The 23,399-nt window shown below is 69.9% G+C and carries 25 protein-coding genes; 10 read left to right on the top strand and 15 right to left on the bottom strand.

Annotated features, from left to right (window positions below):
• Positions 1-69: 69 nt before the first annotated feature.
• Together OG223_RS47530 and OG223_RS47525 are read left to right on the top strand one after the other, a co-directional pair.
• On the top strand, positions 70-432 hold the full coding sequence (locus OG223_RS47530) for a DUF1304 domain-containing protein (protein ID WP_329263330.1): 363 nt from the start codon (positions 70-72) through the stop codon (positions 430-432).
• Positions 429-992 (top strand): TetR/AcrR family transcriptional regulator, encoded by a 564-nt coding sequence (locus tag OG223_RS47525; RefSeq protein ID WP_329263328.1) that lies wholly within the window; start codon positions 429-431, stop codon positions 990-992. Before OG223_RS47530 ends, OG223_RS47525 begins: the two co-directional genes overlap by 4 nt.
• Positions 993-999: 7 nt before the next feature.
• On the opposite strand, the gene OG223_RS47520 is transcribed toward OG223_RS47525, so the two are convergent.
• Together OG223_RS47520 and OG223_RS47515 are read right to left on the bottom strand one after the other, a co-directional pair.
• Complete coding sequence (locus OG223_RS47520) at positions 1,000-1,821, bottom strand: hypothetical protein (protein WP_329263326.1); 822 nt, start codon at positions 1,819-1,821, stop codon at positions 1,000-1,002.
• Positions 1,822-1,877: 56 nt separating this feature from the next.
• Positions 1,878-2,825, bottom strand: coding sequence for a GlxA family transcriptional regulator (locus OG223_RS47515; protein ID WP_329263324.1), 948 nt, complete (start codon positions 2,823-2,825; stop codon positions 1,878-1,880).
• A 71-nt stretch (positions 2,826-2,896) separates the two neighbouring features.
• On the opposite strand from OG223_RS47515, the gene OG223_RS47510 reads away from it, so the two are divergent.
• Complete coding sequence (locus OG223_RS47510; protein WP_329263323.1) at positions 2,897-3,847, top strand: NADP-dependent oxidoreductase; 951 nt, start codon at positions 2,897-2,899, stop codon at positions 3,845-3,847.
• On the opposite strand, the gene OG223_RS47505 is transcribed toward OG223_RS47510, so the two are convergent.
• Together OG223_RS47505 and OG223_RS47500 are read right to left on the bottom strand one after the other, a co-directional pair.
• Positions 3,844-4,962: an NAD(P)-dependent alcohol dehydrogenase gene (locus OG223_RS47505; protein ID WP_329263321.1), complete on the bottom strand. Its 1,119-nt coding sequence runs from the start codon at positions 4,960-4,962 to the stop codon at positions 3,844-3,846. The two genes, OG223_RS47510 and OG223_RS47505, sit on opposite strands and share 4 nt — an antisense overlap.
• Positions 4,963-5,009: 47 nt before the next feature.
• Entirely contained in the window at positions 5,010-6,464 is a 1,455-nt protein-coding gene (locus tag OG223_RS47500; protein ID WP_329263319.1) for an aldehyde dehydrogenase family protein, read from the bottom strand.
• 115 nt (positions 6,465-6,579) lie between these two features.
• Between OG223_RS47500 and OG223_RS47495 the strand changes: the two genes are divergently transcribed.
• Positions 6,580-7,029 (top strand): MarR family winged helix-turn-helix transcriptional regulator, encoded by a 450-nt coding sequence (locus OG223_RS47495; protein WP_329263317.1) that lies wholly within the window; start codon positions 6,580-6,582, stop codon positions 7,027-7,029.
• Positions 7,030-7,185: 156 nt separating this feature from the next.
• Entirely contained in the window at positions 7,186-7,566 is a 381-nt protein-coding gene (locus OG223_RS47490) for an anti-sigma factor antagonist (protein WP_329263316.1), read from the top strand.
• Positions 7,567-7,608: 42 nt separating this feature from the next.
• Here OG223_RS47490 and OG223_RS47485 read toward each other — a convergent pair whose 3' ends face one another.
• The 5 genes from OG223_RS47485 to OG223_RS47465 form a co-directional block, all read right to left on the bottom strand.
• The gene (locus OG223_RS47485; RefSeq protein ID WP_329263315.1) at positions 7,609-8,733 is read right to left on the bottom strand and encodes an IS30 family transposase; all 1,125 of its coding nucleotides are present in this window, start codon (positions 8,731-8,733) and stop codon (positions 7,609-7,611) included.
• An 836-nt stretch (positions 8,734-9,569) separates the two neighbouring features.
• Entirely contained in the window at positions 9,570-10,289 is a 720-nt protein-coding gene (locus tag OG223_RS47480) for a cation transporter (protein WP_443073808.1), read from the bottom strand.
• Positions 10,289-10,624 (bottom strand): ArsR/SmtB family transcription factor, encoded by a 336-nt coding sequence (locus OG223_RS47475; RefSeq protein WP_329263310.1) that lies wholly within the window; start codon positions 10,622-10,624, stop codon positions 10,289-10,291. Before OG223_RS47475 ends, OG223_RS47480 begins: the two co-directional genes overlap by 1 nt.
• An 84-nt stretch (positions 10,625-10,708) precedes the next feature.
• The gene (locus tag OG223_RS47470) at positions 10,709-11,806 is read right to left on the bottom strand and encodes a magnesium and cobalt transport protein CorA (protein ID WP_329263308.1); all 1,098 of its coding nucleotides are present in this window, start codon (positions 11,804-11,806) and stop codon (positions 10,709-10,711) included.
• 66 nt (positions 11,807-11,872) lie between these two features.
• On the bottom strand, positions 11,873-12,898 hold the full coding sequence (locus OG223_RS47465; RefSeq protein WP_329263306.1) for a magnesium and cobalt transport protein CorA: 1,026 nt from the start codon (positions 12,896-12,898) through the stop codon (positions 11,873-11,875).
• 65 nt (positions 12,899-12,963) lie between these two features.
• Here OG223_RS47465 and OG223_RS47460 point away from each other — a divergent pair, with 65 nt between their 5' ends.
• Positions 12,964-13,371, top strand: a complete 408-nt coding sequence (locus tag OG223_RS47460; RefSeq protein ID WP_329263304.1) for an ArsR/SmtB family transcription factor — start codon at positions 12,964-12,966, stop codon at positions 13,369-13,371.
• A gap of 38 nt (positions 13,372-13,409) precedes the next feature.
• Here the strand turns inward: OG223_RS47460 and OG223_RS47455 are convergent, their stop codons facing one another.
• From OG223_RS47455 to OG223_RS47440, 4 genes are all read right to left on the bottom strand, one after another.
• Entirely contained in the window at positions 13,410-14,102 is a 693-nt protein-coding gene (locus tag OG223_RS47455) for an MgtC/SapB family protein (RefSeq protein WP_329263303.1), read from the bottom strand.
• A 4-nt stretch (positions 14,103-14,106) separates the two neighbouring features.
• Entirely contained in the window at positions 14,107-15,522 is a 1,416-nt protein-coding gene (locus tag OG223_RS47450; RefSeq protein ID WP_329263302.1) for an ABC transporter ATP-binding protein, read from the bottom strand.
• A gap of 34 nt (positions 15,523-15,556) precedes the next feature.
• The gene (locus OG223_RS47445) at positions 15,557-17,332 is read right to left on the bottom strand and encodes an ABC transporter permease (RefSeq protein WP_329263301.1); all 1,776 of its coding nucleotides are present in this window, start codon (positions 17,330-17,332) and stop codon (positions 15,557-15,559) included.
• A 440-nt stretch (positions 17,333-17,772) separates the two neighbouring features.
• Positions 17,773-18,384 carry a hypothetical protein gene (locus tag OG223_RS47440; RefSeq protein WP_329265844.1) on the bottom strand — a complete coding sequence of 204 codons (612 nt, stop codon included), beginning with the start codon at positions 18,382-18,384 and terminating at the stop codon, positions 17,773-17,775.
• 169 nt (positions 18,385-18,553) lie between these two features.
• Between OG223_RS47440 and OG223_RS47435 the strand changes: the two genes are divergently transcribed.
• The gene (locus OG223_RS47435) at positions 18,554-18,928 is read left to right on the top strand and encodes a hypothetical protein (protein WP_329263300.1); all 375 of its coding nucleotides are present in this window, start codon (positions 18,554-18,556) and stop codon (positions 18,926-18,928) included.
• A gap of 43 nt (positions 18,929-18,971) precedes the next feature.
• On the opposite strand, the gene lysA is transcribed toward OG223_RS47435, so the two are convergent.
• Both lysA and OG223_RS47425 read right to left on the bottom strand, forming a co-directional pair.
• A complete protein-coding gene (gene lysA / locus OG223_RS47430; protein WP_329263299.1) occupies positions 18,972-20,306 on the bottom strand; it encodes a diaminopimelate decarboxylase in 1,335 nt (444 codons plus the stop codon).
• Positions 20,307-20,344: 38 nt separating this feature from the next.
• A complete protein-coding gene (locus OG223_RS47425) occupies positions 20,345-20,695 on the bottom strand; it encodes an SAV_915 family protein (protein ID WP_329263298.1) in 351 nt (116 codons plus the stop codon).
• Positions 20,696-20,998: 303 nt separating this feature from the next.
• Here OG223_RS47425 and OG223_RS47420 point away from each other — a divergent pair, with 303 nt between their 5' ends.
• The 3 genes from OG223_RS47420 (at position 20,999) to OG223_RS47410 (ending at position 23,222) form a co-directional block, all read left to right on the top strand.
• The gene (locus OG223_RS47420; protein ID WP_329263296.1) at positions 20,999-21,565 is read left to right on the top strand and encodes a universal stress protein; all 567 of its coding nucleotides are present in this window, start codon (positions 20,999-21,001) and stop codon (positions 21,563-21,565) included.
• A gap of 487 nt (positions 21,566-22,052) precedes the next feature.
• Complete coding sequence (locus OG223_RS47415) at positions 22,053-22,532, top strand: DUF6192 family protein (protein WP_329263295.1); 480 nt, start codon at positions 22,053-22,055, stop codon at positions 22,530-22,532.
• A gap of 276 nt (positions 22,533-22,808) precedes the next feature.
• The gene (locus OG223_RS47410; protein ID WP_329263293.1) at positions 22,809-23,222 is read left to right on the top strand and encodes an STAS domain-containing protein; all 414 of its coding nucleotides are present in this window, start codon (positions 22,809-22,811) and stop codon (positions 23,220-23,222) included.
• The last annotated feature ends 177 nt before the right edge of the window (positions 23,223-23,399 follow it).

Raw genomic sequence — 23,399 nt, 5'->3', positions numbered from 1 at the left:
AAGTCTGAACACAGACATGTGTCCAGTTATAGTAGACACCTGTCCAAGATGAAGAGGAGTCGATCGATCATGGAAACGCTCGCGAACGTGCTGGTCGGACTGGTGGCCGCGCTGCATCTGTACATCCTGGTGCTCGAAATGTTCCTGTGGGAGAAGAAGCCCGGGCGCGGACTGCACGGCTTCGACCCCGAGATGGCCAGAGCCACCGCACCGCTGGCCGCCAACCAGGGGCTGTACAACGGCTTCCTCGCCGCGGGTCTGATCTGGGGCCTGATCGCCGCCGACCCGACCGGCTTCCGCGCCCAGGTGTTCTTCCTGAGCTGCGTCGTGATCGCGGGCGTCTACGGCACGGTGACGGCGAACCGGCGCATCCTGTTCGCGCAGGCGCTGCCCGGCGCGCTGGCCCTGGCGGCCGTCCTGATCGCCCGGTGAGCCGCGCCGAGCCCGAGGACCGGCGGACCGCCCGCACCCGGGCACGGCTGCGCCAGGCCCTCCTCGACGAGTGCGCCGAACACCCCCTGGAGGAGGTCGGCGTGGCCGCCCTGGCGCGCCGGGCGGGGGTCGGCCGGGCCACGTTCTACGTCCACTACGACGGGCTGGAAGCGCTTGCTGTCGATGCCTGCGCGGATGTCGTACGGGACGCGGTGGAGGCGCTGCACGCGTGGCGCGGACGGCCCGATCCGGTGCACGCGCCGCCCGCGCTGTCGGAGTTCTTCTCCGGTCTGCTCCCCCACGCGGCCCTGTACCGCGCCCTGTTGAGCCCGGGCGGCGGTGGCCCGCTCGGCCGGGTCCTGCACCGGGATCTGCGCGCCTACAGCCTCCGTGAACGCGAACTCGCGGGCGCGGCGGACGCCCCGCTGGTCGCCTCGGCCGTCGCCGGGACCTTCGGCGGGGTCCTCGCCGACTGGCTGCACGGGCTGTTGGAGGGTACGGCGGAGGAAATCGCCGACCAGGTATGGCAGTTGCTGGTCGCGCTGCACATGAGCCGGTGACGGGGGCTCACTTGCAGCCCATACCTTCCTTCACCGACGGCCAGGCCTCCACTCCGTCGGGTGTGCGGACGTACGCCGTCGACGCGTCGGCCGTCAGCCACAACTGCCGGTCCTGGTACCGGTATCCGGTGTCGCGGGCGCTCGCGGGCAGCGGCACGTCACCGTCGTAGGGGGCGGTGAGCATGCCGGACGGCAGCACGCCGTCCGGATCGCGGGCGTACAGCCTGCCCTTCTCGCCGTCGCCGGTCTGCAGGAAGTGCGCCTTCTGCCAGTCGCAGTGCGCGGCCCCGGCCGAGCTGCTCACCACCGTGGTCGGCAGGCGACGGCCGTCCCCATCGGTCCAGATCTCGTATCCGTGCGCCTCGGTGAAGCTCGCCGGGAGTTCGGCCGGGTCACAGGAGGCGCTGGCCTCCGGGCCCCAACCCGGCCTGTCCTTACCGTCCTTGGCGACGACGACGGCGACCTTCGTACGGCCGTCGACGTCGTAGGAGAACAGGACGCGCCCGTCCGACCTGCGCTCGACGCGGTAGCCCGTGCGCGGCACGTCCGGCTGCTCGATGTCGAAGTACGTCCGCAGGCCGCCCTCGGGCGTCCTGCCGCCGTCGCCCTTGCTCCACGTCTCCGCGCCACCGCCCGAGTACATCGTGCCGTCGCACTCCAGCGCCCGGCCGGCGGCGCCCGACTCGTCGGAGTCGGTGGCCGGTACGTACAGCGGTCCGCCGTAGGGCGTGGCCGGCGGGGTGCCCGCGACCACGACGTCTCCCCCCTCCTCGGTACCGCACGCCGTCACGGCCACCAGTACGGCGACCCCTGCGAGCCCTCTGCGCATGACTGCCCCCTCACGTCTTGTTCCTACGACGCACGGGCGGGCCGAAACGTTGGGGGTCAGCGGGCTTCCTGGAACGTCCGCCGGTACGCCTGCGGCGAGACCCCGATCGCCGCGTGCAGGTGCTGCCGCAGGGACGCGCCCGTCGCGAAGCCGACGCGGCCGGCGATCTGGTCGACCGACAGGTCGCTGGCCTCCAGGAGGTCGCGGGCGCGGGCCACCCGCTGCTGGATCAGCCAGCGGCCGGGGCTGAGGCCCACCTCGTCGTTGAAGCGGCGGGCGAAGGTGCGCAGGCTCATCCCGGCGTGCCGGGCGAGATCGGCCAGGGCGAGGGACTCGTCGAGGCGGGTCAGGGCCCAGTCGCGGGTGGCGGCGGTGCTGGTGACCGCGCTGTCCGGCACCGGCTGTTGGATGTACTGGGCCTGCCCGCCGTCGCGGAACGGCGGGACGACGCAACTGCGGGCGACCGCGTTGGCGAGTTCGCTGCCGTGGTCCGTGCGCACGATGTGCAGGCAGATGTCGACTCCGGAGGCCGCCCCGGCGGAGGTGAGGATCCGGCCGTCGTGGACGAAGAGCACGTCCGGGTCCAGGTCGACCTGCGGATACAGGGCCCGGAAGCGGTCCACGACCTGCCAGTGGGTGGTGGCGCGGCGGCCGTCGAGGAGACCGGCGGCGGCGAGCAAGAAGGCGGCCGTACAGATCGAGACGATGCGTGCGTCCGGGCGGATCCGGGCGAGGGCGGCGGCGATCTCGACGGGCAGTCCCTCAGGGATGCGCGGGGTCGCCATGGAGGCGACCACGACCGTGTCCGCCGTTTCGAGGATCTCCGGCCCGTGCTCCACCGCGACCGAGAAGTCGGCGTTGGTGCGCACCGGGCGGCCGTCGACCGTGCAGGTCAGCACCTCGTAGTGGCCGTCGGCCGCGCCGAGGATACGGCTGGGGATGCCCAGCTCGAAGGGGTAGACGCCGTCGAGCGCCAGGACCACGACCCGTTCCACATGCTGCATGGCACGATCCTATCGAAGGTTGGCCATCCTGCCATTTCCTTGTCGTGCGGGACCCGGCAGGCTGACTGACCATGAGCACTGTGAACACCATGCGCGTCATCACTCAGCACGCCCTCGGCGGTCCCGAGGTCCTCGAAGTCGCCGAGGTCGAGCGCCCCGCGCCGCGCGCCAACGAGATCCTGATCAAGGTGCGGGCCGCCGGGCTCAACCCCACCGACTGGAAGCACCGCGCCACCGGCGGATTCCTCGGCGAACCCCCCTTCGTCCTCGGCTGGGACGTCTCCGGCGTCGTCGAGGCCGTCGGCGTCGGTGTCGCCCGTCTCCAGCCCGGCGACGAGGTCTTCGGGATGCTGGCGTACCCGTGGGGCCACGGCTCGCACGCCGAGTACGTCACCGCCCCGGCCCGCGCCTTCGTGCACAAGCCCGCCGGGATCGACCACGTCCAGGCGGGTGCCCTGCCCCTGGTCTCGCTGACGGCGTGGCAGGCCCTGGTGGAGAACGCGGACGTCCGGCCCGGGCAGCGGGTGCTGATCCACGCGGCGGCCGGCGGGGTCGGGCACGTGGCCGTGCAGATCGCCAAGGCGCGCGGCGCGTACGTCATCGGTACGGCGAGCGCGGCCAAGCACGACTTCCTGCGCGAGCTCGGTGTCGACGAGGCGATCGACTATCGCGAGACCGACTTCGCCGAGGCCGTGAAGGACGTCGACGTGGTCCTGGACACGCTCGGCGGCGAGACCGGGCTCAAGTCGCTGCGTGTGCTGCGGCCGGGCGGGGTCGTGGTCTCCATCGTGCCGATCGGCAAGAACGACTTCTACGAGGAGGCCGAGCGGCTCGGCGTACGGGCCGTCAGGATGCTCGTCGACGCCGACCGCGCCGACATGGAGGCGATCGCGGAACTCGTCGAGGCGGGCCACCTGCGCGCGACGATCGCCGGGACGTTCCCGCTGGCCGGTGCCGCCGAGGCACACGCGCTCGGCGCCACCGGCCGCACCGCGGGCAAGCTGGTGCTGACGGTCGACTAGACGACGGGTCGGAAGGTGAGCACGGGCTTGATGGCCTTGCCCGCGCTCATGTCCCGCACCGCCTGGTCGATGTCCGCGAACGGATAGGTACTGATCAGGCGGTGCAGCGGAAGCCGCCCCTCCTTGACGAGCCGCACGAGCGCGGGGATGAAGCTCTGTGTCTCGCTGTCGCCGAGGGTGAGGCCCACGATCCGCTTCCCGGGGATCAACCCGTTGACGTCCAGGGCGACTTCGCTGCCGAACGGCGGTGCTCCCACGACGACCAGGGTTCCCCGGGCGGCGAGCGCGTCGGCGCCCTGGCGGAGGACCGCGACACTGCCGGTGGTCTCCACGATGCCGTCGGCGCCCTGTCCGTCGGTCAGCACCGCGAGGGTCTCGCCGAGGTCGGCCTCGCCCGCGTTGACGGTGTGGGTGGCGCCCAACTCCTTTGCCAGGGACAGGCGTTCGGCGACCTTGTCGACGGCGATGATCCGGGTGGCCGGGGTGAGCGCGGCGGCCATCACCGCGGACAGGCCGACGGCTCCGGCGCCGAGCACCACGATCGTGTCGCCGAGCCGGGGACGCAGGACGTTCCAGACGGCACCGACCCCGGTCTGCACTCCGCAGCCCAGCGGGGCGATCGACTCCAGCGGTACGTCCGGGTCGACCTTGACGAGGCTGCGTTCGTCGACCAACGCCCGTTCGGCGAACGAGGATTGGCCGAAGAAGTGGCCGCCGAGGGGCTCCCCGTCCCGGCTGATGGTGCTGCTGCCGTCGGCACGTCGGCCGCCGATCAGGTTCAGCGGCAGCCAGGTCGCGCAGTAAGCGGGGTGCCCTCCCTGGCAGTTGCGGCAGTCGCCGCAGGACGTGAAGGACAGCACGACATGGTCGCCGGGTGCGACACCGGTGACGGCGGAGCCGACCTCCTCGACGACACCGGCGCCCTCGTGACCGAGAACTCCCGGGAGCGGAAAGGGCAGTCCGCCGCTCGCCACCCCGAGGTCGGTGTGGCACAGGCCTGTTGCGACGACCCGGACGAGCGCCTCGTGCGGGCCCGGCGCGGCCAGTTCGACGTCGGTGAGGGTGAAGGGTGCGCCGCCCGACTCGACGACGGCCGCGCGCGTGATGGTGGACATCGCAGGAACTCCTTGGTGGGCGTGGTCAGGCGAGTTGATGGGTGCGGTCAGTCGAGCGAGACGACGACGGACTTGGTCCGGGTGTAGGCGGCGAGGCCCTCGGGGCCGTACTCGCGGCCGAAGCCGGAGTCCTTGACGCCGCCGAAGGGGACGTTGGGGTCGAGCATCGCCCAGTCGTTGATCCAGACGATGCCCGCCTGGAGCCGGTCGGCGATGCGGTGGGCGCGGCCGAGGTTGCCGGTCTGGATGCCCGAAGCCAGGCCGTAGGGCGTGGAGTTGGCGAGTTCGACGGCCTCGTCCTCGGTGTCGAAGGGCTGCACGGTGAGGACCGGGCCGAAGATCTCCTCCTGGATCACCCGGGAGTCGTTCGCGAGGTCGGCGATGACCGTGGGCTTGTAGTAGTAGCCGCCGTCCAGGTCGAGCCGTTCGCCGCCGCAGACGATGCGGGCGCCCTCCTTGCGGGCGAGGTCGACGTACTCCTCGACCTTGCGCAGGTGCTTCTCCCCCGCCATCGGGCCGACGACGGTCTCGGGCAGCCGGGGGTCGCCGAGCGGTACGCCGGGGACGGCGTCGGCGAGGATGCCGAGCAGGGTGCTGTACACCGAGCGCGCGACCAGCAGGCGCGGGCCGCCCATGCAGAACTGGCCGGTGTTGAACACGAAGCCCTTGATGACCGCGCCGACGGCCTTCTCCAGGTCGGCGTCCTCGAAGACGATGTGGGCCGCGTTGCCGCCGAGTTCCATGGTCACGGGCTTGAGGTTCTCGCCCGCGATGCTCGCGGCGTGCCGGCCGACGGCGGTGGAGCCGGTGAAGGCGATCTTGTCGATGCCGGTGTGCCGCAGCAGGGCCTCGCCCGCGACCGGGCCCGCGCCGGTGACGACGTTGACGACACCGTCCGGGACGCCGGCCCGCTGGAGCAGTCCGGCCATGTAGAGGGCGCTGAGCGGGGTCTCGTCGGCGGGCTTGTGGACCACGGTGTTCCCGGCCGCCAGGGCGGGGGCGAGTTTCGAACCGGCCAGAATCAGCGGGAAGTTGAAGGGCGTGATCGCCGCCACCACGCCGAGCGGCTCGCGCTTGGTGTAGGCGAGCGCGTTGAGCGGGGTGTCGCGGGTGGCGCCGTCCAGGGAGTAGGCGAGGGCGGCGTAGTGCTCGTAGTCGTTGGCCGCGTTGGTGACGTCGACGGCGTGGCACAGGGTGATGGGCTTGCCGACGTCGAGGCTCTCCAAGTGGGCCAGTTCGTCGGCGTTCTCGCGGATCAGCTCGGCGACGCGGTGCAGGATCCGGCCGCGTTCGCGGCCGCTCAGCCCGGACCAGCGGCCGCTGTCGAAGGCCTCGCGGGCGGCGCGGACGGCCGCGTCCACATCGGCGGGGCCCGCCTCCGCGACCGTGGTGACGACTCGGCCCCGGGACGGGTCGACCACCTCGGTGCGCGCTCCGTCGGCGGCCTCGCGCCACTGCCCCCCGACGAACAGGCGGCCGGGTTCGATCTCGAAGGCGGTCATCGCCACTCCTCAGCATCGTTGCCAAGATTTCAACCAACAGGATTCCTGTTGGTTTCTCGTCTGGTCCGCAGTCTCATTACAGACAGGTTTCCTGTCAATGCTCTAGGGTGAATCCATGGCTGAATCCCTGGTTGGCGCCCACGCGACAAAGGCACCCCCTTCCCTGCTGTACATGGTCAAGCAGGTGGAGCTGATCGTCCGCTCCCGCCTGGACGAGCTGGTCAGGCCGTACGGGATCACCGCACTCCAGTACACCGCGCTCACGGTCCTGGAGCGACACGACGGTCTGTCGGCGGCCCAGTTGGCGCGGGACTCGTTCGTCACCGCGCAGTCCATCGCCGACCTGGTGCGCTCCCTGGAGGGGCGCGGGCTGATCCGCCGGGAGCGCAATCCGCGCAACCGACGCGAGCTGCTGATCCTGCTGACCGACGAGGGGCGCGAGCTGCTGGCGGGCTGCGCCGGGCCGGTGCGGGAGCTGGAGGAGCGGATGGTGCGCGAGCTCACAGCGCACCAGAGCGAGCAGTTCCGCCAGGCACTTTCCAAGGCCTGGCACGCGCTGTCGTAGCACCGCCCCGAACATCTCAGAAAGCTCTGGCTCGATTCGAAGACATATGTCAATCGAACATGCTCAAATTCACTCCATCGAGGGTAACTTGCAGGGCGGGGAGCGCTTCTACGCTCAACCCCGCTTCACCGAGGGCCGGTTGGAGGCGATGTGGACGTGCAGCAGGAACCCGCGCCGCTGACCCGGCATCTGCGGATCCACCGGGACCGGGGGTTCACGGTCCTGGAGTTCCGCGGGGAGATCGACATCGCGGCGGCGATGGAGATCCTGCCCTGGCTGGACCGGCTGACAGGGCTGCCCCGCGCGCGGATCGTGATCGATCTCAGGCAGGTCGAGTTCTTCGACTGCTCGGGGCTGCGGCTCCTGTACCGGGCTCGGCAGCGGGTGCTGGAGCGGGAGGGCCGGCTGCATCTCGTCTGCACCCACCCTTTGACGCTGCGCATCCTGCGGGTCACCGGCCTGGGCCGGCTGCTGCCGCCGCAGCCGACGCTGGACGCGGCCCTGGGGCAGCCCGAGGCCACGTCCGGCACGTTATGAGCCGTGCGTGGAGCGCCACTTGAGGATGTTGACGACTTAGATTCAACCGGTCAAGGCAACGCTCTCTGCTGGTGTCCGGAAACCCAGGCACTTGCGCGGACGGTTGTTGAGCTTCGTCGCGATGGCGTTGAGGTCGTCCTGGCTGAAGGTCGACAGGTTTGTCCCCTTGGGCAGGTACTGGCGGAGCAACTTGTTGGTGTTCGCGTTGGTGCCACGTTGCCAGGGGCTGCGTGGCGCCGCGAAGAACACGTCGATACCGGTGTCGGCGCTGAGGCGCTTATGAGCTGCCAGTTCCATGCCGCGATCCCAGGTCAGCGTGCCGCGTAGGCGGGAATCCATGCGTGTGTAGGTCTCGGCCAGAGCGGGAACGACCACGGCGGTGTGGCGGCTGGCGAGCTTCACGACCTGGAGAAACCGCGTCTTCCGGTCGACGAGTGTCGCGACCTGGCTGTTGTTCGAGCCGATCACCAGATCGCCTTCCAGGTGCCCGGACTCGCTGCGGTCCTCCGCGGCCTGGGGCCGCTCCTCGATCGGCCGGGCATCCCGGATCTGGGAACGCCACTGTCCCTTCACCGTGTGACGCTTGTTCTTCCGGATCGGACGGCCGGTCCGCAGGCGTTTGCAGAGCTCACGGGGCACCACTTTCCATCGGGTGATGTAGACCGACCGGTAGATCGTCTCGTGGCTGATCCGCATTCCCGGGTCGTCACCGTGACGCAGACGCAGATGCCCGACGATCTGCTCCGGTGACCATTCCTCCCTCAGCAGGTCCAGCACCGTCTGCCTCAACGCGGGCCTGCGAGCGAGCAGGCACTCTTTCGGACGCCGACCGCGGTCAAGTGCACGCTCCTGCGCGGCGATTGCCCGGTAGACGTCGCGTCCGCCGTTGTTGTTGACTTCACGGCTGACCGTTGACACGGCACGCCCCAGCAGACCGGCGATCGCCCGGTAGGAATCGCCGGCACACAGCCTTCGGGAGATCTCCTCCCGCTCCACCAGGGTCAAACTTCCGACGCGCGTCGTGCGAGGCAGCGGAGCGATTCCTCCGTGGTGCTTGAGGACGGTGAACACCGAGCCGGGCGGCTTGCCGATTCCCCTCGAGATGACGCTGATCGACTCCCCGGACCTCCACCGCCGCCACAGGTCGGCCTTCATCTCGTCCGACATCCCCGGCCGTCCCAGTCTCGCCACTTCTACCGCCCTCAACCTGCACTGTTGCTCTGACCGGTTGAATCTAAGCCCGTCCCGCTCGGCCTGCCCGGCTACACCGACCCCCGCTGACAACTCCGCGTCACGGCATCCGTACGGAACTCTCTGCACAGAGTCTCGGCCAGGCCCACCATCATCGTTTCTTGGTGGCTGTGGCTTCGCTGCCCTGGTCGGTTCCCCGAAACGTGTACGGACTGCGGCGCGGCTGCTCCCGGCCGTGGAACCAGTACACCCACCAGAGGCATTGAGGGTTTTCCAACCTCGATCGAGATGATGACCGCGAGCTGGACGCTCCGCGAAACGACGAAGCTCCTGGTAGGCGGATTCTCAACCAAGATCACCTGCGCCTGCCGGAAGCTTCACGTGCTCGTCTGCCCTTCGGCAATCGATCTGTCCAGCCGTGCTCTGCGGTACCTGAGCAGACAACTCGTCGCCCGGCAGAGAGAGCGGGACGCGGTGGCGGCGCCTGTCGGCTAGCCGTCAGGCGCCTCGCGGTGGACAGCTCTGGCAGATCGCCCAAGCACTTACCAGGCAGCCCGTCACCGGCCTGTGAGAAGCCGACGACCTGCTCGTTGTGTGGCCGCGCAGGTTCGCCTGGTTGCGTTCAGGCCACCGTGACGGGGATCATCCGCCCAGCCGAACTCGTCTCAACTCCCCTTCCCCATATGGCACTTCAAACTGCGGCTGTCGCGCGCCAATTGGCTATCTCGCCCCTACGTACAGACCGACTTCAGACGAGCCGTCTACAGCAGCTCGGCTCCCTACATCCGGACCCTCTTTGCGTCCAGAGACACTCAATTGCAGCAGTCGCAGCCGGGCCGGCAGCCGCACCCATCGTCCACCTCGGCATCGGCGGCAGGGCCATGAGCAGCCGCAGCCGAGGGCGCGCAACAACCCTTCCCCTGCCAAGCGTCGCGTCCCTCCTTGACAGCGACGGCGGCAATGACGAGGGCGGCGATTGGGTCGGCCCAGGACCAGCCGAGGGTGGCGTTGAGGACGAGGCCGACGAGGAGTACGGCCGAGAGGTAGGTGCAGAGCAGGGTCTGTTTGGAGTCGGCGACCGCGCTGGCGGAGCCCAGTTCGCGGCCCGCGCGGCGTTGGGCGGCGGACAGGAACGGCATGACCGCTAGGGAGAGTGCGGCGAGCGCGATGCCGGGGATGGAACGCTCCGCCTCTCCGGTGCCGGTCAGCGAGCGTACGGCGTCGGCGGTGACGTAGGCGGCGAGGGCGAAGAAGGAGAGGGAGATGATGCGCAGGGTGGTCTTCTCGCGCGCTTCGCGTACGGCGTGCTCGCGGGCGGAGAACTGCCAGGCGACCGCGGTGGCGGAGGAGACCTCGACGACGGAGTCGAGGCCGAAGCCGATCAGCGCGGTGGAGGAGGCGATCGTCCCCGCGGTGATCGCGACGACCGCCTCGATGACGTTGTAGGTGATGGTCGCGGCGACCAGCAGGCGTATCCGGCGGGCGAGCGCGTCCCGGCGGGCCGGGGCGGGGCCGAGGGATGTCGCGGTCATCAGCAGCATCCCTTTTCGTCGGCCTCGACGCACGTGCGGTCGGTCTCGACGGCGACCACAGCGGTGCGCAGGTCGTCGAGCGCGTGACCGAGGCGATCGTCGGCGAGCTCGTAGCGGGTGCGGCGGCCGTCGGGCACGGTGACAACCAGGCCGCAGTCGCGCAGGCAGGCGAGGTGGTTGGACAGCCGGGTGCGGGAGACGCCAAGCGCTTCGGCGAGGTCGGCGGGGTAGGCAGGGGCCGTGCGCAGGGCGAGCAGGATGCGGCAGCGGATCGGGTCGGCGAGGGCCCGCCCGAACCGGGCCAGGACTTCGATCTCGGAGGCAACTGTCAGCACACCACGACAGTACATGACATCCTGAATTCAGGAAATCATGGATCGTGATGGCCCTCGGTGGCCCAGCGGACCGGTGGTCGTGGGCTACAGCCAGCCGTTGCGTTTGAAGCCTCGGTGAAGGAGGAGGCAGGCGGTGGCGATGACGCCGAGGACGAGGGGGTAGCCGAAGCGCCAGCGCAGTTCGGGCATGTGGTCGAAGTTCATGCCGTAGACGCCGCACACCATGGTGGGGACGGCGATGATCGCCGCCCAGGCGGTGATCTTGCGGGCGTCGTCGTTCTGGGCGATGGCGACCTGCGCGAGGTGGGCCTGGAGGATGGAGTCGAGGAGGGCGTCGAAGGCGGTGATCTGTTCGGTGACACGGGTGAGATGGTCGGCGACGTCCCGGAAGTACGCCTGTATCTCCTTGTCGATGCAGCTCCTGGGCTCGGTGGCGAGCCGGTCGAGAGGGCGGGCGAGGGGCACCACGGCCCGCTTCAGCTCCAGGAGTTCGCGCTTGAGCTGGTAGATGCGGCCGGCGTCGGCGTTTCGGGCACTGTCCGGGGAGAAGACGTCGGTCTCGACCTGGTCGATGTCGTTCTGGACGGCGTCGGCGACCGTGACGTAGTCGTCGACGACATGGTCGGCGATCGCGTGCAGGACGGCGGAGGGTCCCTTGGCCAGCTGTTGCGGGTCCGCCTCCAGGTCCTCCCGCAGCGGGCCGAGGGAGCCGTGGCGGCCGTGGCGGACGGTGACGACGAAGTCGGGGCCGGTGAAGACCATGATCTCGCCGGTGTTCACCACTTCGCTGGTCGCGGTCAGTTCGGCGTGCTCGACGTACGTCACGGTCTTGAAGACGGCGAACAGGACGTCGTCGTACTGCTCGATCTTGGGTCGCTGGTGGGCCTGGACGGCGTCCTCGACGGCGAGCGGGTGCAGGCCGAACAACTCGGCGACCCCGGCGAACTCCTCCTCGCCGGGTTCGTGCAGGCCCAGCCACACGAAGCCGCCGCGGTGCTTGCGGGCTTGCCGGACGGCCTCCTCCACGGTGTCCGTGCCGGGCCGGCGGATGCCGTCGCGGTAGACGACGCAGTTGACCACCGTCGAGCCGAGCGGTGAGCGGGCCGGGTGGCTGAGGTCCACCCGGCGTCGGCTCCGTCGCGCCAGGTCCGCGACTTTGCGCAGGTTGCCGACCATCGACATGCGGGCTTCTCCTCCATCCAACGGGTTCGGATCCGGACAGTGTGCCAAACAACCGTAGGACGGGCGTCAGAGCCAGTGCTTACGGCGGAAGACCAGGTAGACAACGGTGACGAGGACCGCGGTGGAGATCAGCATCGCCGGGTAGCCGAAGTGCTGGCGCAGTTCCGGCATGTGGTCGAAGTTCATGCCGTACACACCGGCCACAGCGACCGGTACGGCGATGAGCGCGGCGGCGGCACTGATGCGGCGCATGTCGTGGTTCTGCTGGACGCCGGTCTGGGCGAGGGCCATGGACAGGGCGTTGTCGACGAGTTCGGTCAGGACGCCGACACGTTCGGCGGCCTGGGCGAGGTGGTCGGCGACGTCGCGGAAATAGGCGGCCATTTCCCGGTCCACTCCGGGGACGCGGCGTTCGGCCAGGTCGCGCAGCGGCTGGGCCAGCGGGGCGACGGTGCGCCGGAGTTCGAGGAGTTCGCGTTTGAGCTGGTAGACGCGGCCGACGTCGTGTCCGACGTCCGGGGAGAAGGCGTCGTTCTCGACCTGCTCGGCATCGGTCTCCAGGGCGGTGACGACATCGAGGTACTGGTCGACGACCGCGTCCGCGATCGCGTGCAGGACGGCGACGGGTCCGTGGGCGAGGCGCTCGGGGTCGCCCTCCAGGCGGCGGCGCACAGGCCCGAGGTGCTGGGCGGGGTCATGGCGGACGACGACGATGAAGTCGCGGCCGGCGAAGGCCATGATCTCGCCGGTGCCGACGATGTCGGTGGTGGGGGTCAGTACGTCGTGTTCGAGGTAGACGGCGGTGCGCAGGACGAGGAAGAGGGTGTCGTCGTAGCGCTCCAGTTTGGGGCGCTGGTGGGCTTCCAGGGCGTCCTCGACGGCGAGGGGGTGCAGGCCGAAGGCGCGTGCCACCACCTGGAGTTGGTCGGCGTCCGGCGCGTGCAGACCGATCCAGACGAACCCGCCGGGAGTGGTGCGGGCGACGTTCAGCGCCTCGTCGAGCGGCAGGTGCCCTGGTCGGCGGCGGCCGTACTCGTACAGGGCGCAGTCGACGACGGGGACGGGCTGTCGCGAAGTGCTCTCGGCCGTCATGGCTGTCCTCCGACCCCTCGTGGCAGGCGCGGCCCGGCGGCGCGTGCCGCCGGTACCATAGTTGCATGGATACGCAAGGAGGAGTCTGGGACGCGGGTGCGGCCGAGCAGGCGGTGGCCGTGCTGAAGGCGGTGGCCGACCCGTCCAGGTACCGGCTGCTGTGGGCGCTGAACGAGCAGGAACTGCCGGTCAGCCGACTGGCGGAGCTGATCGGCGCGCACGTCGCGGCCACCTCCCAGCACCTGGCGAGGCTGCGCGCGGCCGGGCTGGTCACCTCCCGGCGCGAGGGCACGCGGATCTACTACCGGGCCGCCGGGCGGCAGGTGCGGGCGCTGTTGGAGAGCGCGGTGCTGGCGGGTGACGCCGCCGGAGTTCCGGAGGACGCGGCGGAGGCGGACGAGGTGCCCGCGGCCGTCGCACAGGAACGCCCTGCCGCGGCACGGGCCCGGCGCCGCCCGGTCGTCGAGCACTGAGCTCCCTGTCGTCATATCGAGCACCGAACTCCCAGTCCTCATACGACCGTTTGCCGCCACAGGGCGGAGACGACGGCCGGTTCCATACTGATGCGGGCGACCGCGCTCTCCACCGGCGTGCTGTCGGCGCCGGCGGAGGTGATCTCGGCACGTATCAGGACCTGGCCGTCGTCCCCGTCACTGGTGGAGGCGACCGCGTGCAGGCGGCTGGCGGAACCGGCCTCCAGCAGAGCCTGCACGAGCAGGGTGCGGACGTGGGCCTCGTCGCAGGCCGACACCACGGCCTCCACGCAGTACGGCGTCGGCACCTCTTCGCCTGAGCCAGGCTGGCGGTCCAAGCGCTGGGCCAGCCCGCGTACGGCGGTGTTCACAGCGACGATCGCGGCCGCCCCGGCGAGTGCGTAACCGGGCAGTCCGGCCCCGGCGAGCGAACCCACGGCGGCCGAACACCACAGCGTGGCCGCGGTGTTGATGCCGGAGACGTTCACTCCGTCGCGCATGATGACACCCGCGCCGAGGAAGCCAATGCCGGAGACCACCTGGGCGGCCACCCGGCTGGGGTCGCCGGTACCGAAGGAGCTGGACAGCAGAACGAAGAGCGCCGAGCCGGTCGCGACGAGCGTGTGAGTGCGCAGACCGGCCATCCGCTGGCGCCACTGCCGCTCGATGCCGATGAGCGCGCCTGAGGACAACCCGGCGCCAAGGCCGGTGGCGAAGTGCAACGTGTTCATCGGTCTACCCCCTCCGTACAGCCCGTGCGGTGTCGTTCTCGTCGAGCCGGTACTCCTGCGGCTCGGCGTCGTACGAGTACAACTCGGCATAACGGCCCCAGTCGGTGGCCGTCTCCAGCTGGCGGGTGACCTGCTCGCTGGTGAAGTGGTGGGCCAGCACGTCGCGGAAGAAGCCGGCGCGCAGGGTGCCGTCCGGGTTCTGGCGCAGGCTGCTGGTGATCAGCCGCACCAGCGGCGCGTTGACTGCCGCCTGGGCGAAGATGCTCTTGGACTTCTGCACGTCGGCGCCGGCGAACTCGGAACCGGTGTCGGTCAGCAGCAGGTCGTCACCGTGCACGGCGGCGAAGCCGAGGAGGTCGAGGGCGTCGACGAGGGGCAGGATGTCGTCGATCTCCAGGCCGAGGTCGTCGGCGAGGTCCGCCAGGTCGGCCCGTCCGCCGCTGTGGGCGATCATCTCCGCCAGGCCGGACAGCCCGTCCACGCTCGCGGTGGGCAGCGGGGTGTTGGCCGCGGTGCGCTTCTCCAGCTCGATCGGCTCTGCCCGACCAGGGGTGCGGCCCTCCTTGTGCCGTCCGGTCATGGTGCGGTAGACGCGGTCGATCAGGTCCTCGAAGGCCGCCGAGTTGCGGTCGCGGGGCCGGTCCAGGCCGACCTCGAAGACCTCGCGGATCGTGCCGTAGGGCCGGGCGCCGAGGACGACGATCCGGTCGGCCATCAGTACGGCCTCCTCGATGTTGTGGGTGACCAACACGATCGCCCGGGTCGGGAACTGGCCCGACTCCCACAGCTCCATCAGCTCGCCGCGCAGGTTCTCGGCGGTCAGGACGTCGAGGGCGGAGAACGGCTCGTCCATCATCAGTACGTCCGGTTCGACGACCAACGCCCTTGCGAATCCGACGCGTTGGCGCATTCCGCCGGAAAGCTCCTTCGGGTACGCCGACTCGAAGCCGTCCAGGCCGATCAGGTCGATGGCGTGCCGGGCCGCGTCCGCCCGCTCGGCGGCCGGAACTCCCTTGGCCTCCAAGCCCAGTTCGACGTTCTGCTGCACGGTCAGCCAGGGCAGCAGGGCGAAGGTCTGGAACACCATGGCCGTACCGGGGTTGGCGCCGGTGAGCGGGGTGTTCTTGTAGGTGACGGTGCCGGAGCTGACCGGCAGCAGACCGGCCATGCAGCGCAGCAGCGTCGACTTGCCCGAGCCCGACTTGCCGAGCAGGGCGACGACTTCACCGGCGCGGACCTGGAGGTCGATGCCGGACAGGACGGGCAGTTCGCCGTCGGCCCCGGCGTAGGACTTGGTCAACCCGACTGTCTCCAGGAGCAGTTCGCCGTCGGCAGGGCGGGACCGCTCGGCGGTGAGGTGGGCGAGGCCGGCCCGGGCGGCCCGGTCGGCGCGGAGGTTGCGCAGGATGTTCAGCACCATGACGTGCTCCAAATACGTTCAGGAAGAGGGAAGTTCAGAGGGAGTAGCGCGCTTCGGCCAGCCGGTACAGGCGGCGCCACAGCAGCCGGTTCAGGGCGACGACGTAGACACTCATCACGGCGACCCCGGCGATCAGGTGCGGGTAGTCGCCGCTCTCGGTGGCCTTCGCGATGTACGCGCCCAGGCCGGTGGCCGTCAGCGTCGTACCGCCGAAGGTGACGACCTCGGAGACGATCGAGGCGTTCCAGGCGCCGCCGGAGGCGGTGATCCCGCCGGTGACATAAGAGGGGAAGATTCCCGGGATGATCAGCCGCTTCCAGCGCTGCCAGCCGGTCACGCCCAGGTCGTCCATGGCCTCGCGCAGGTCGGAGGGGATGGCCATGGCGCCGGCGATGGAGTTGAACAGGATGTACCACTGGGCGCCGAGCGCCATCAGCAGCGTGCCGCCGACGTTGATGGACAGGCCGGTCCGCAGGAAGAACCACACGGCAAGGGGGAAGAGGAAGTTGGCGGGGAAGGACGCCAGCACCTGGACCACCGGCTGGGCGATGCGGGTCAGCCGGGGCGAGAAGCCGATCTTCACGCCGATCGGCACCCAGATCACCGTGGCCAGCGCGACCAGCACCAACACCCTTGCCAGCGTGGCCAGTCCGAGCAGCAGCGGTTCGCCGAACACGCCGAGGCCGGTGCGGTCGTAGAGATAGTTGCCGAGATCGGCCAGGCCCCACAGGATCAGGCCGCCCGCGATGACGGCGAAGACGACGTCGCCAGTGCGTTGCCGGCTGTGGTCCACGGCGAGCGGCCGGTCGTCGCGGCCCAGGACCCGGCCCGCCGCGCTCAGCCCACGGCCGACCGGGCGCAGTACCCGCCCGAGGAGTTGCGGCCAGTGCGAGCGGCGCAGGAAGTCGAGGACGACGGAGCGCTGTACCTCGCTCGCCTCGGACTGCTCGTTCTTGAACTTCTCCGCCCAGGCCGTCAGCGGACGCCAGAACAGGAAGTTCACGCCGATGACCATGACCGCCATGGTGAGGATGGCCCAGCCGACCTTGCCCAGGTCGCCGTCGGTGATGGCGGCGCCCGCGTAGGAGCCGACGCCGGGCAGGGCGTACTGCTGGTTGTTGACGCTGATGGCCTCCGAGGCGACCAGGAAGAACCAGCCGCCGCCGAAGCTCATCATGCCGTTCCAGACCAGGCCGATCATCCCGGCCGGCACCTCCACCTTCCAGAACCGCATCCACCGCGTGAAGCCGAACGACCGTGACAGCTCGTCGAGTTCACGCGGGAGGGAGGTGAGGGAGTAGTAGAAGCCGAACGTCATGTTCCACGCCTGCGAGGTGAAGATCGCGAAGATCGACGCGAACTCCAGACCCAGCATCGAGCCGGGGAAGAGGGCGATGAACCCGGTCACCGCCACGGTGAGGAAGCCGAGCACGGGGACGGACTGGAGGATGTCCAGCGCCGGGATCAGGATCCGCTCCAACCGCCTGCTCTTCGCCGCGGCATAGGCGTAGACGAACGTGAACACGACCGACAGGGCCAGCGCGACGAACATACGCAGCAGCGAGCGCGCCGCGTCATAGGGGAGCCGGGCCGGATCGGTGTCGACGTGGACGTTCTGATGGGTACTGAAGGCAACGGTGGTGCCGTGGCCCACGCGCAGCACGACATACAAGGTCACCAGCACGGCTGCGGCGACCGCCGCGTCCACCCAGGAGAACTGCGACAGACGCCCCGGCAGCCGCGCGACCAGGGGCGTGCGCGTCGCCGTCGGCGACGGCTCAGGGGTTTTGGTGTCCGTACGGAACGACATCACGGGAGACCTCCGCCCACACTCTGGGCACGCCGCCATGACCCGGCCGCGACGGACGCGCCGACGGCAGAGCGGGGCTCACCCACGCAGCATGGGAAAGACAGGTAAGGAAGGGGTGTGCGCCTGCGGGCCGACCGTCGCCTCGGCGGGACGGGGGCCGCGACCGGCGCGGGAGAACCAGGGCCGACGGCCCAGGTGTACGAAAGTCAGCGAGTACCCAGGAGGCAGCGCGGACTAGGAGGGTCGGCACCCATGGCTGCCTCCGATCCGTGATGTGGCTGTGCCCCGTCCGCGCTCAGCGCACGCACAGGACCCGACCCCAAGAGTGTGCCCCTTGTTGCGTCAATGCGCAAATAAGGCCGGTGCGCCGACCTCGGGCAGGACGAGGCCCGCCGGGCACGCCTGCACCTGGCCGACGCCAGACGCACGGCACACCCCCATCACCTGCGAGAGAGGGCGGGCAACCCGTCCGGCTGCCCGGTCCGTTCGGGGATCAGCCGGGGCACCAGGCGGACGTAGGTGACCATGCCCACGACCTCCACCAGGGTCTGGGTGACCACGACGACCGCCGCGACGGCCAGGTCGTCGGGCAGGGCGAGGGCGAGCGGCAGGACGACGAGGGAGTTACGGGTGGCGCCGGTGAAGACGATCGCGCGGCCGGCCGGGGGTTCGAGACGGAAGACGCGGGCCACCGCTCTGCCGGCGAGCGCCATGACCAGCAGGAAGACGACGTAGAAGGGAATGACCGACGCTACGTCGGCGAACCTGTCGCCGAGCTTGGGGACCTGGGAGGCGACCACGACCAGCAGGGTGGCGGTCATCAGCGGCACCACCACGAAGTTCACCACCAGCGCGGCAGACAGGAAGCGACCGTCGCGCAACGAGCGGACCAGTTCGGCAGCCGGGACCTGGAGGAAGGTGACGAACAACAGCGCCCCGAGCACCGGGTTGATGGCGTGCTCCAGTCCCGGGCCCGCCGCGGGGGCGACCCAGCCGAGCAGCGCGCCCACAGCCATCGCCGCGAGGTAGATCGCGACCTGATGGTGTTCCATCCGCTCGACCGGACCCTGCGGTCGCTGCTGCTGCGGCACCCGAACTGCTCCTTCGTACGCATCAAGGGCAGCCGGTCGGTAGCCCCGCCCCATCCTCACAGGACGCCGGACCAGCTCCTTCCCCGCCTCGGCGTCCCCCGCTCGTCCGGTCAGCGGCATAGTGGAAGCCATGACGGACGTGGAAATCTCCGAAGCCCTGGAGACGGTCCTGCGGGACCTCCGGGCGCAGTGCGCGGTGCAGCCGCGCATCCGCGTGGACGACAGCTACGGGATCATGCTCCACGCCCCGGACGGCACCGGCCAGGGTTTCACTTCGCCGCTGGGCGGCACCGCGGCGGAGCAGTTGTCGAACCTCGCGGATCAGGTCCAGGAATGGGCGGTGGAGGCGCTGTGGTCCGAGGGCGCACCGGCGGTCTGGCCGCGCTGCCCGGATCACCCGGACACGCATCCGCTGACGGCGACGGTCGTGGCGGACACGGCGGTGTGGGTGTGCCCGAAGAGTGGAGCGACCGTGGCCCGGATCGGGGAGTTGGAGCAGCGTTGAAGCCCTTCCGCGGTCCACAGCCCGACGCGGGAAGCACTGCGAGCTACAGGCCCACGTCGCGGCTGCGGATGTCGTCCGGGGACTCGCGGCGTACGAGGAGGCGGGCGTGGCCGTCGCGTACGGCGGCCACCGGTGGGCGGCCGAGCAGGTTGTAGCCGGACGCCATGGAGAGGTGGTAGGCGCCGGACACCGGCACGGCGAGCAGGTCTCCCGGGCGTACGTCGTCGGGGAGTTCGACTTCGGCGGCCAGGATGTCTCCGGCCTCGCAGTGCCGGCCCACGACGGTCACTCGGGCCGGGTCGGCGGTGCTGTGCCGGCCGATGAGGCGTGGTGCGTACCGCACGCCGTACAGTGCCGGCCGCGGGTTGTCGCTCATGCCGCCGTCCACCGCGACGAACAGCTGGTCGCCCGTGCGCTTCACGGCCAGCACGTGGTGGAGCGCGATGCCTGCCGGGCCGGCGATCGCACGCCCCGGTTCGATGATCAGGCGCGGCACGGGGAGCCGGGCCGCGGCGCACGCCTCGGCGAGCTCGGTGCGCACCCTGCGGGCCAGCGTGGTCAGATCGAGGGCCTCGTCCCCGGGGCGGTAGGCGATGCCGTGGCCTCCGCCCAGGTCGAGTTCGGGCAGGACCAGGCCGTGTTGCTCGCGCAGTCTGGCCATGAGGCCGACCATGCGGCGCATGGCGGCGAGGTACGGCTTGACGCTCGTGATCTGCGAGCCCAAGTGGCAGTGCAGGCCCGTCAGTTCGAGTTGTGGCTGATCGAGTATGCGGGTGATGGCGTGCTGGGCGTAGCCGTCGGAGATGGACAGGCCGAACTTCTGGTCGTCCGTGCCGGTGCGGATCTTCTCGTGGCCGCCGGCGCTGATGCCGGGCACCACGCGGACCATGACTTTCTGGTGGCCCCCGGGGCCTACGGCGGCGGCCAGCCGCGCGATCTCAGACGGGCTGTCGATGACGATGCGGCCCACGCCGAGGCGGAGGGCTGTCTCCAGGTCCCGTGGGGACTTGGCGTTGCCGTGCAGGACCATCCGCTCCGGCGGGAAGCCGGTGGTGACCGCGAGTTCCAGTTCGCCGGCGGAGCAGACGTCGAGGCCGAGACCCTCCTCTTCCATCCAGTGGACCATGGCCCGGCACAGGAACGCCTTTGCCGCGTACAGGACTTCGGCCTCGGGGAAGGCGTTCCGGTAGGTACGGCAGCGGTCGCGGACCTCGTTCTCGTCGAGGACGTAGACGGGGGTGCCGAAGCGGTCGGCGATCTCCGCGAGCGATACGCCGCCCACGGCCAGGTCGCCCGGTCGGGGCTCGGCGGTCGAGGCCGGCCACACCGACAGCTCGACGGAGGTGGAAGGGACGGCGGGTTCGTGAAGGGTGGTCATCGACTGGTGCTCTCTTCTCAGCCGGTCTCAGCCGGTTCTCAACTGACTCGCAGGCTCGGGGCAGTCGAGGCCGATTCGGGGACGGCTGACCCGACCGGTGTAGGCGCCGGGGCGGTGAACTGGGGGTCGACCGTGACGATGATGACGCCGAGCGGTGCGGTGAGGGCGCGCAGCGCGGGCGCGGCGAGGCAGATCCACGCCTGGTCGGGACCTAGCGTCGCGGTCAGCCTCCGCAGGGAGGTGAAGCCGACGGCCGTGCGGTCGCCGAGGGGGGTGCGGAAGAAGCGGGCCGCGCATCGTGAGAGGCCCGGCCGGACCGGGACGAACAGGAGCCCGGCCGGGAACCGATCCCAGGGCTCGGGGTCTTCGCCGTAGACGAGTTCTTTCATGGGATGCCTCCAGGAGGAGCTGAAGTGCCCCGGACGCGGGGAGGCGGACCGGGGCTCGACAACGACGTTATGCCCGCCCACGGGGGTCGGCGGACCTGTCCTGACGGGATGCTGACGGTGAACGGGACGACGTTGACGAGATGCTGACGTGCCTGGTGAGCGGCCCGGGCGGCGTCCGTCAGAGGGGCGCCAAGAAGTGGTCCGTGGGCTTTTCGAATGCCTCGCCGAGGAGTGGGATGGGAGGCGTTCCGATGAGGATCGTCGGCGGGAACCGACCGCCGGCGCGTGGAGAACGGTGAAGTGATGTCCGAGTCCGACTCACCCTCAGCCGCTCGTGTCGTGGTCGGAGTGAGCGGCTCCGTGAGCAGTCTTACCACCCTGTGCCGGGCCGCCGACGAAGCACGGCACAGGGGTGCCGAGTTGTGGCCGGTGCTGGCCTGGGAGCCGCCCGGCGGGGATCTCTCCGCACGTCGTTCACCGGCTGCGTCCTACCTGGTCGAGGAGTGGAAACGGCTGGCGCGGGAGCGGCTGGTCGCGGCGCTCGTTGACGTGTTCGGCAGCACGGGCACGGGACTTGCGGCGGAGGCCCTAGTTGTCCGAGGTTCCCCGGGCCGGGCGCTGGTCGAGATCGCCGACCGCGAGGACGACCTCCTCGTCATCGGCGCCGGACCTCGCGGTCGCCTGCACCGCGCCCTGTGGCCGTCGGTCGGCCGCTACTGCCTCGCGCACGCCACCTGTCCCGTCCTCGCTGTGCCGCCGTCCCCCTTGGAGGCCGAACTGGCCGCCGCGCACCGCCGGAACGCCTGGCGGCTGCGATTGGACACCGGGCACGTGGAGAAGGAGTTCGAGACCGTGCCGCCTGATGCCTGAGTGCCCGTTTCTCAACCTCCGGTATGGATCTTTGGGTGGGTCCAGTCTGGTTTGGTGGCCGAGATCAACGGGCCTGTACGCGGGCGGCGTTGTCCGGGCTGCGGTGACTGGCTGAGTCCGGGCGCCGGGCCGCGGGCGGTGTTCTGCTCGGGGTGTGTCGTTCCAGGCAGTGGCGCCGGTTGCGGCGGGTGTGTCCGGTGTGCGGGGCGGTCTGGATGGCCGGGGTGGATCACCGCAGCAGTGCGGTGTACTGCTCGGCCTGGTGCCGCCGCAGGGCGTGGGTGGTTCGGAGGAAGCGTTCGTCCAAGCGTTGGGATAAACGCTTTGGTGAACGGTTCATGTGTCCGTTCCGCTTTCGAATGGTCAGTTGCTGTCATTGCTGGTGTTGGATCTCGAAACAGGTTGACTCTGGCGGGAGTTGGGCCGGGGTGTTGTCGCCGGAGGTCCGGTCTGCCGGACCCTTGCCCGTGAGAGATGGTGAGGCGTCATGACCACCGCGACGATCGGCCACATAACCCGCGAGCGCTACGAGCAGATCATTGCCAGCGACCGGGAACTGGTCAGGCAGATGCAGCGCATCCAGTTCACCATCGGGGACCACGCGCTGGAGATCGAGCCGATGCAGCCGCTCGGCGGCGCCCATCCGGCCCCGGGTGAGGACCTGTTCAGCGTAGAAGCCTCCTTGCAGACCTACGCCGACGATCTCGGTCTGGCACTGAGTACGGTCCGCAACTGCCGGTTCACCGCCCACCGCTGGCCCGAGGAGCGGCGCTGTCGGGGCGTCTCCCACAAGGTCCACCGCATCCTCGCGTCCATCGGGGACGACACCGAGCGCTTCGAGGCGATCGGCGCTACTCCGCTGGACGAGCCCTCCCGGATCCGGCGCTGGTCGTGGATCATGAGGGCCCGCCGTCACTGCCGGGATTACGAATGCCTCCCCGAGATGAGCGAATCCTTGATCACCTGAGCGGCCATCACCTTGATGACCAGGCGCCTCACCCGCCGCACGGCCCGTCCCGCCGAACGGCGCGACACCACCCCGCACTACCTCGCCCAGGCTTCATGAGCAGGCCGGCCTGTCAATGCTGCGACATGACTACCGCTCGCACGAGTGAAGGATCGGGTGCGTGGACGTTTCTGCATCCGCTGTGTTCCTACGGTGGTGGGGCGTTGCCCCAGTCCCCGGTGACGGTCCGACGACCGCGAACTCCCCTACAGAGGGGGTCCCACGTCAGGAACCGCCATGGGCATCCAGGAGACGAATACGCCTTCGGGGCAGCGCCGGAATCACCCGGTTCCGGGGAAGCTGCTGGTGCCGGGCCGGCACGCGCGCAGTTACCTTCTCCGCGGTGTCACCGTGGTCGAGCTCCACGGAATTATCGACTTGAGCAGCATCCCTGAGATTCAGGCGCATACCGATGCCGCGACCATCCGGTCGGGTGTCCGTGTGGTCGTGGACCTGCGGCCGGTGGAATTCCTCGACTGCTCCACGCTCGGTCTGCTCTGCCGGACCCAACGCCGGGCCCTAGAACGCGACGGCCGCCTGGCAGTGGTCTGTGTCCGGCCCTGGCACCTGCGGATCCTCAAGGCCGCCGGGCTCCTCACCCTCTTCGAGCCCGTCGCCACTCTGGAAGACGCACTGGAGGATGGACAGTGAACCCCCACCAGCTCCCGGTATGAAGATCACCAATGCGTCCCGCCGTCTTTCCCGGCATCGACTGAATCGCGTGCTGCCCTCATTGCCCGGACCCGGTATAGGCTCCCCGGCAGGGCCTTCGCACGTTTCGCCTGCTCCGGTCGGCGGCGGGCTACCGGTCCGCTTCTTTCGGCCCCC

This window comes from Streptomyces sp. NBC_01478, assembly GCF_036227225.1.
In the GTDB taxonomy this organism is placed as follows: Bacteria; Actinomycetota; Actinomycetes; order Streptomycetales; family Streptomycetaceae; genus Streptomyces.
The sequence above is the reverse complement of the archived record's forward strand: the minus strand, read 5'-3'. Positions and strand labels throughout refer to the sequence as shown.

Excerpts from the sequence above, each read along its gene's own strand:
- OG223_RS47530 (WP_329263330.1), top strand. The coding sequence starts at position 70 with ATGGAAACGCTCGCGAACGTGCTGGTCGGACTGGTGGCCGCGCTGCAT.
- OG223_RS47520 (WP_329263326.1), bottom strand. The coding sequence starts at position 1,821 with ATGCGCAGAGGGCTCGCAGGGGTCGCCGTACTGGTGGCCGTGACGGCG.
- OG223_RS47515 (WP_329263324.1), bottom strand. The coding sequence starts at position 2,825 with ATGCAGCATGTGGAACGGGTCGTGGTCCTGGCGCTCGACGGCGTCTAC.
- OG223_RS47510 (WP_329263323.1), top strand. The coding sequence starts at position 2,897 with ATGAGCACTGTGAACACCATGCGCGTCATCACTCAGCACGCCCTCGGC.
- OG223_RS47505 (WP_329263321.1), bottom strand. The coding sequence starts at position 4,962 with ATGTCCACCATCACGCGCGCGGCCGTCGTCGAGTCGGGCGGCGCACCC.
- OG223_RS47500 (WP_329263319.1), bottom strand. The coding sequence starts at position 6,464 with ATGACCGCCTTCGAGATCGAACCCGGCCGCCTGTTCGTCGGGGGGCAG.
- OG223_RS47495 (WP_329263317.1), top strand. The coding sequence starts at position 6,580 with ATGGCTGAATCCCTGGTTGGCGCCCACGCGACAAAGGCACCCCCTTCC.
- OG223_RS47485 (WP_329263315.1), bottom strand. The coding sequence starts at position 8,733 with ATGTCGGACGAGATGAAGGCCGACCTGTGGCGGCGGTGGAGGTCCGGG.
- OG223_RS47480 (WP_443073808.1), bottom strand. The coding sequence starts at position 10,289 with ATGACCGCGACATCCCTCGGCCCCGCCCCGGCCCGCCGGGACGCGCTC.
- OG223_RS47470 (WP_329263308.1), bottom strand. The coding sequence starts at position 11,806 with ATGTCGATGGTCGGCAACCTGCGCAAAGTCGCGGACCTGGCGCGACGG.
- OG223_RS47465 (WP_329263306.1), bottom strand. The coding sequence starts at position 12,898 with ATGACGGCCGAGAGCACTTCGCGACAGCCCGTCCCCGTCGTCGACTGC.
- OG223_RS47460 (WP_329263304.1), top strand. The coding sequence starts at position 12,964 with ATGGATACGCAAGGAGGAGTCTGGGACGCGGGTGCGGCCGAGCAGGCG.
- OG223_RS47455 (WP_329263303.1), bottom strand. The coding sequence starts at position 14,102 with ATGAACACGTTGCACTTCGCCACCGGCCTTGGCGCCGGGTTGTCCTCA.
- OG223_RS47450 (WP_329263302.1), bottom strand. The coding sequence starts at position 15,522 with ATGGTGCTGAACATCCTGCGCAACCTCCGCGCCGACCGGGCCGCCCGG.
- OG223_RS47445 (WP_329263301.1), bottom strand. The coding sequence starts at position 17,332 with ATGTCGTTCCGTACGGACACCAAAACCCCTGAGCCGTCGCCGACGGCG.
- OG223_RS47440 (WP_329265844.1), bottom strand. The coding sequence starts at position 18,384 with ATGGAACACCATCAGGTCGCGATCTACCTCGCGGCGATGGCTGTGGGC.
- OG223_RS47435 (WP_329263300.1), top strand. The coding sequence starts at position 18,554 with ATGACGGACGTGGAAATCTCCGAAGCCCTGGAGACGGTCCTGCGGGAC.
- lysA (WP_329263299.1), bottom strand. The coding sequence starts at position 20,306 with ATGACCACCCTTCACGAACCCGCCGTCCCTTCCACCTCCGTCGAGCTG.
- OG223_RS47425 (WP_329263298.1), bottom strand. The coding sequence starts at position 20,695 with ATGAAAGAACTCGTCTACGGCGAAGACCCCGAGCCCTGGGATCGGTTC.
- OG223_RS47420 (WP_329263296.1), top strand. The coding sequence starts at position 20,999 with ATGTCCGAGTCCGACTCACCCTCAGCCGCTCGTGTCGTGGTCGGAGTG.
- OG223_RS47415 (WP_329263295.1), top strand. The coding sequence starts at position 22,053 with ATGACCACCGCGACGATCGGCCACATAACCCGCGAGCGCTACGAGCAG.
- OG223_RS47410 (WP_329263293.1), top strand. The coding sequence starts at position 22,809 with ATGGGCATCCAGGAGACGAATACGCCTTCGGGGCAGCGCCGGAATCAC.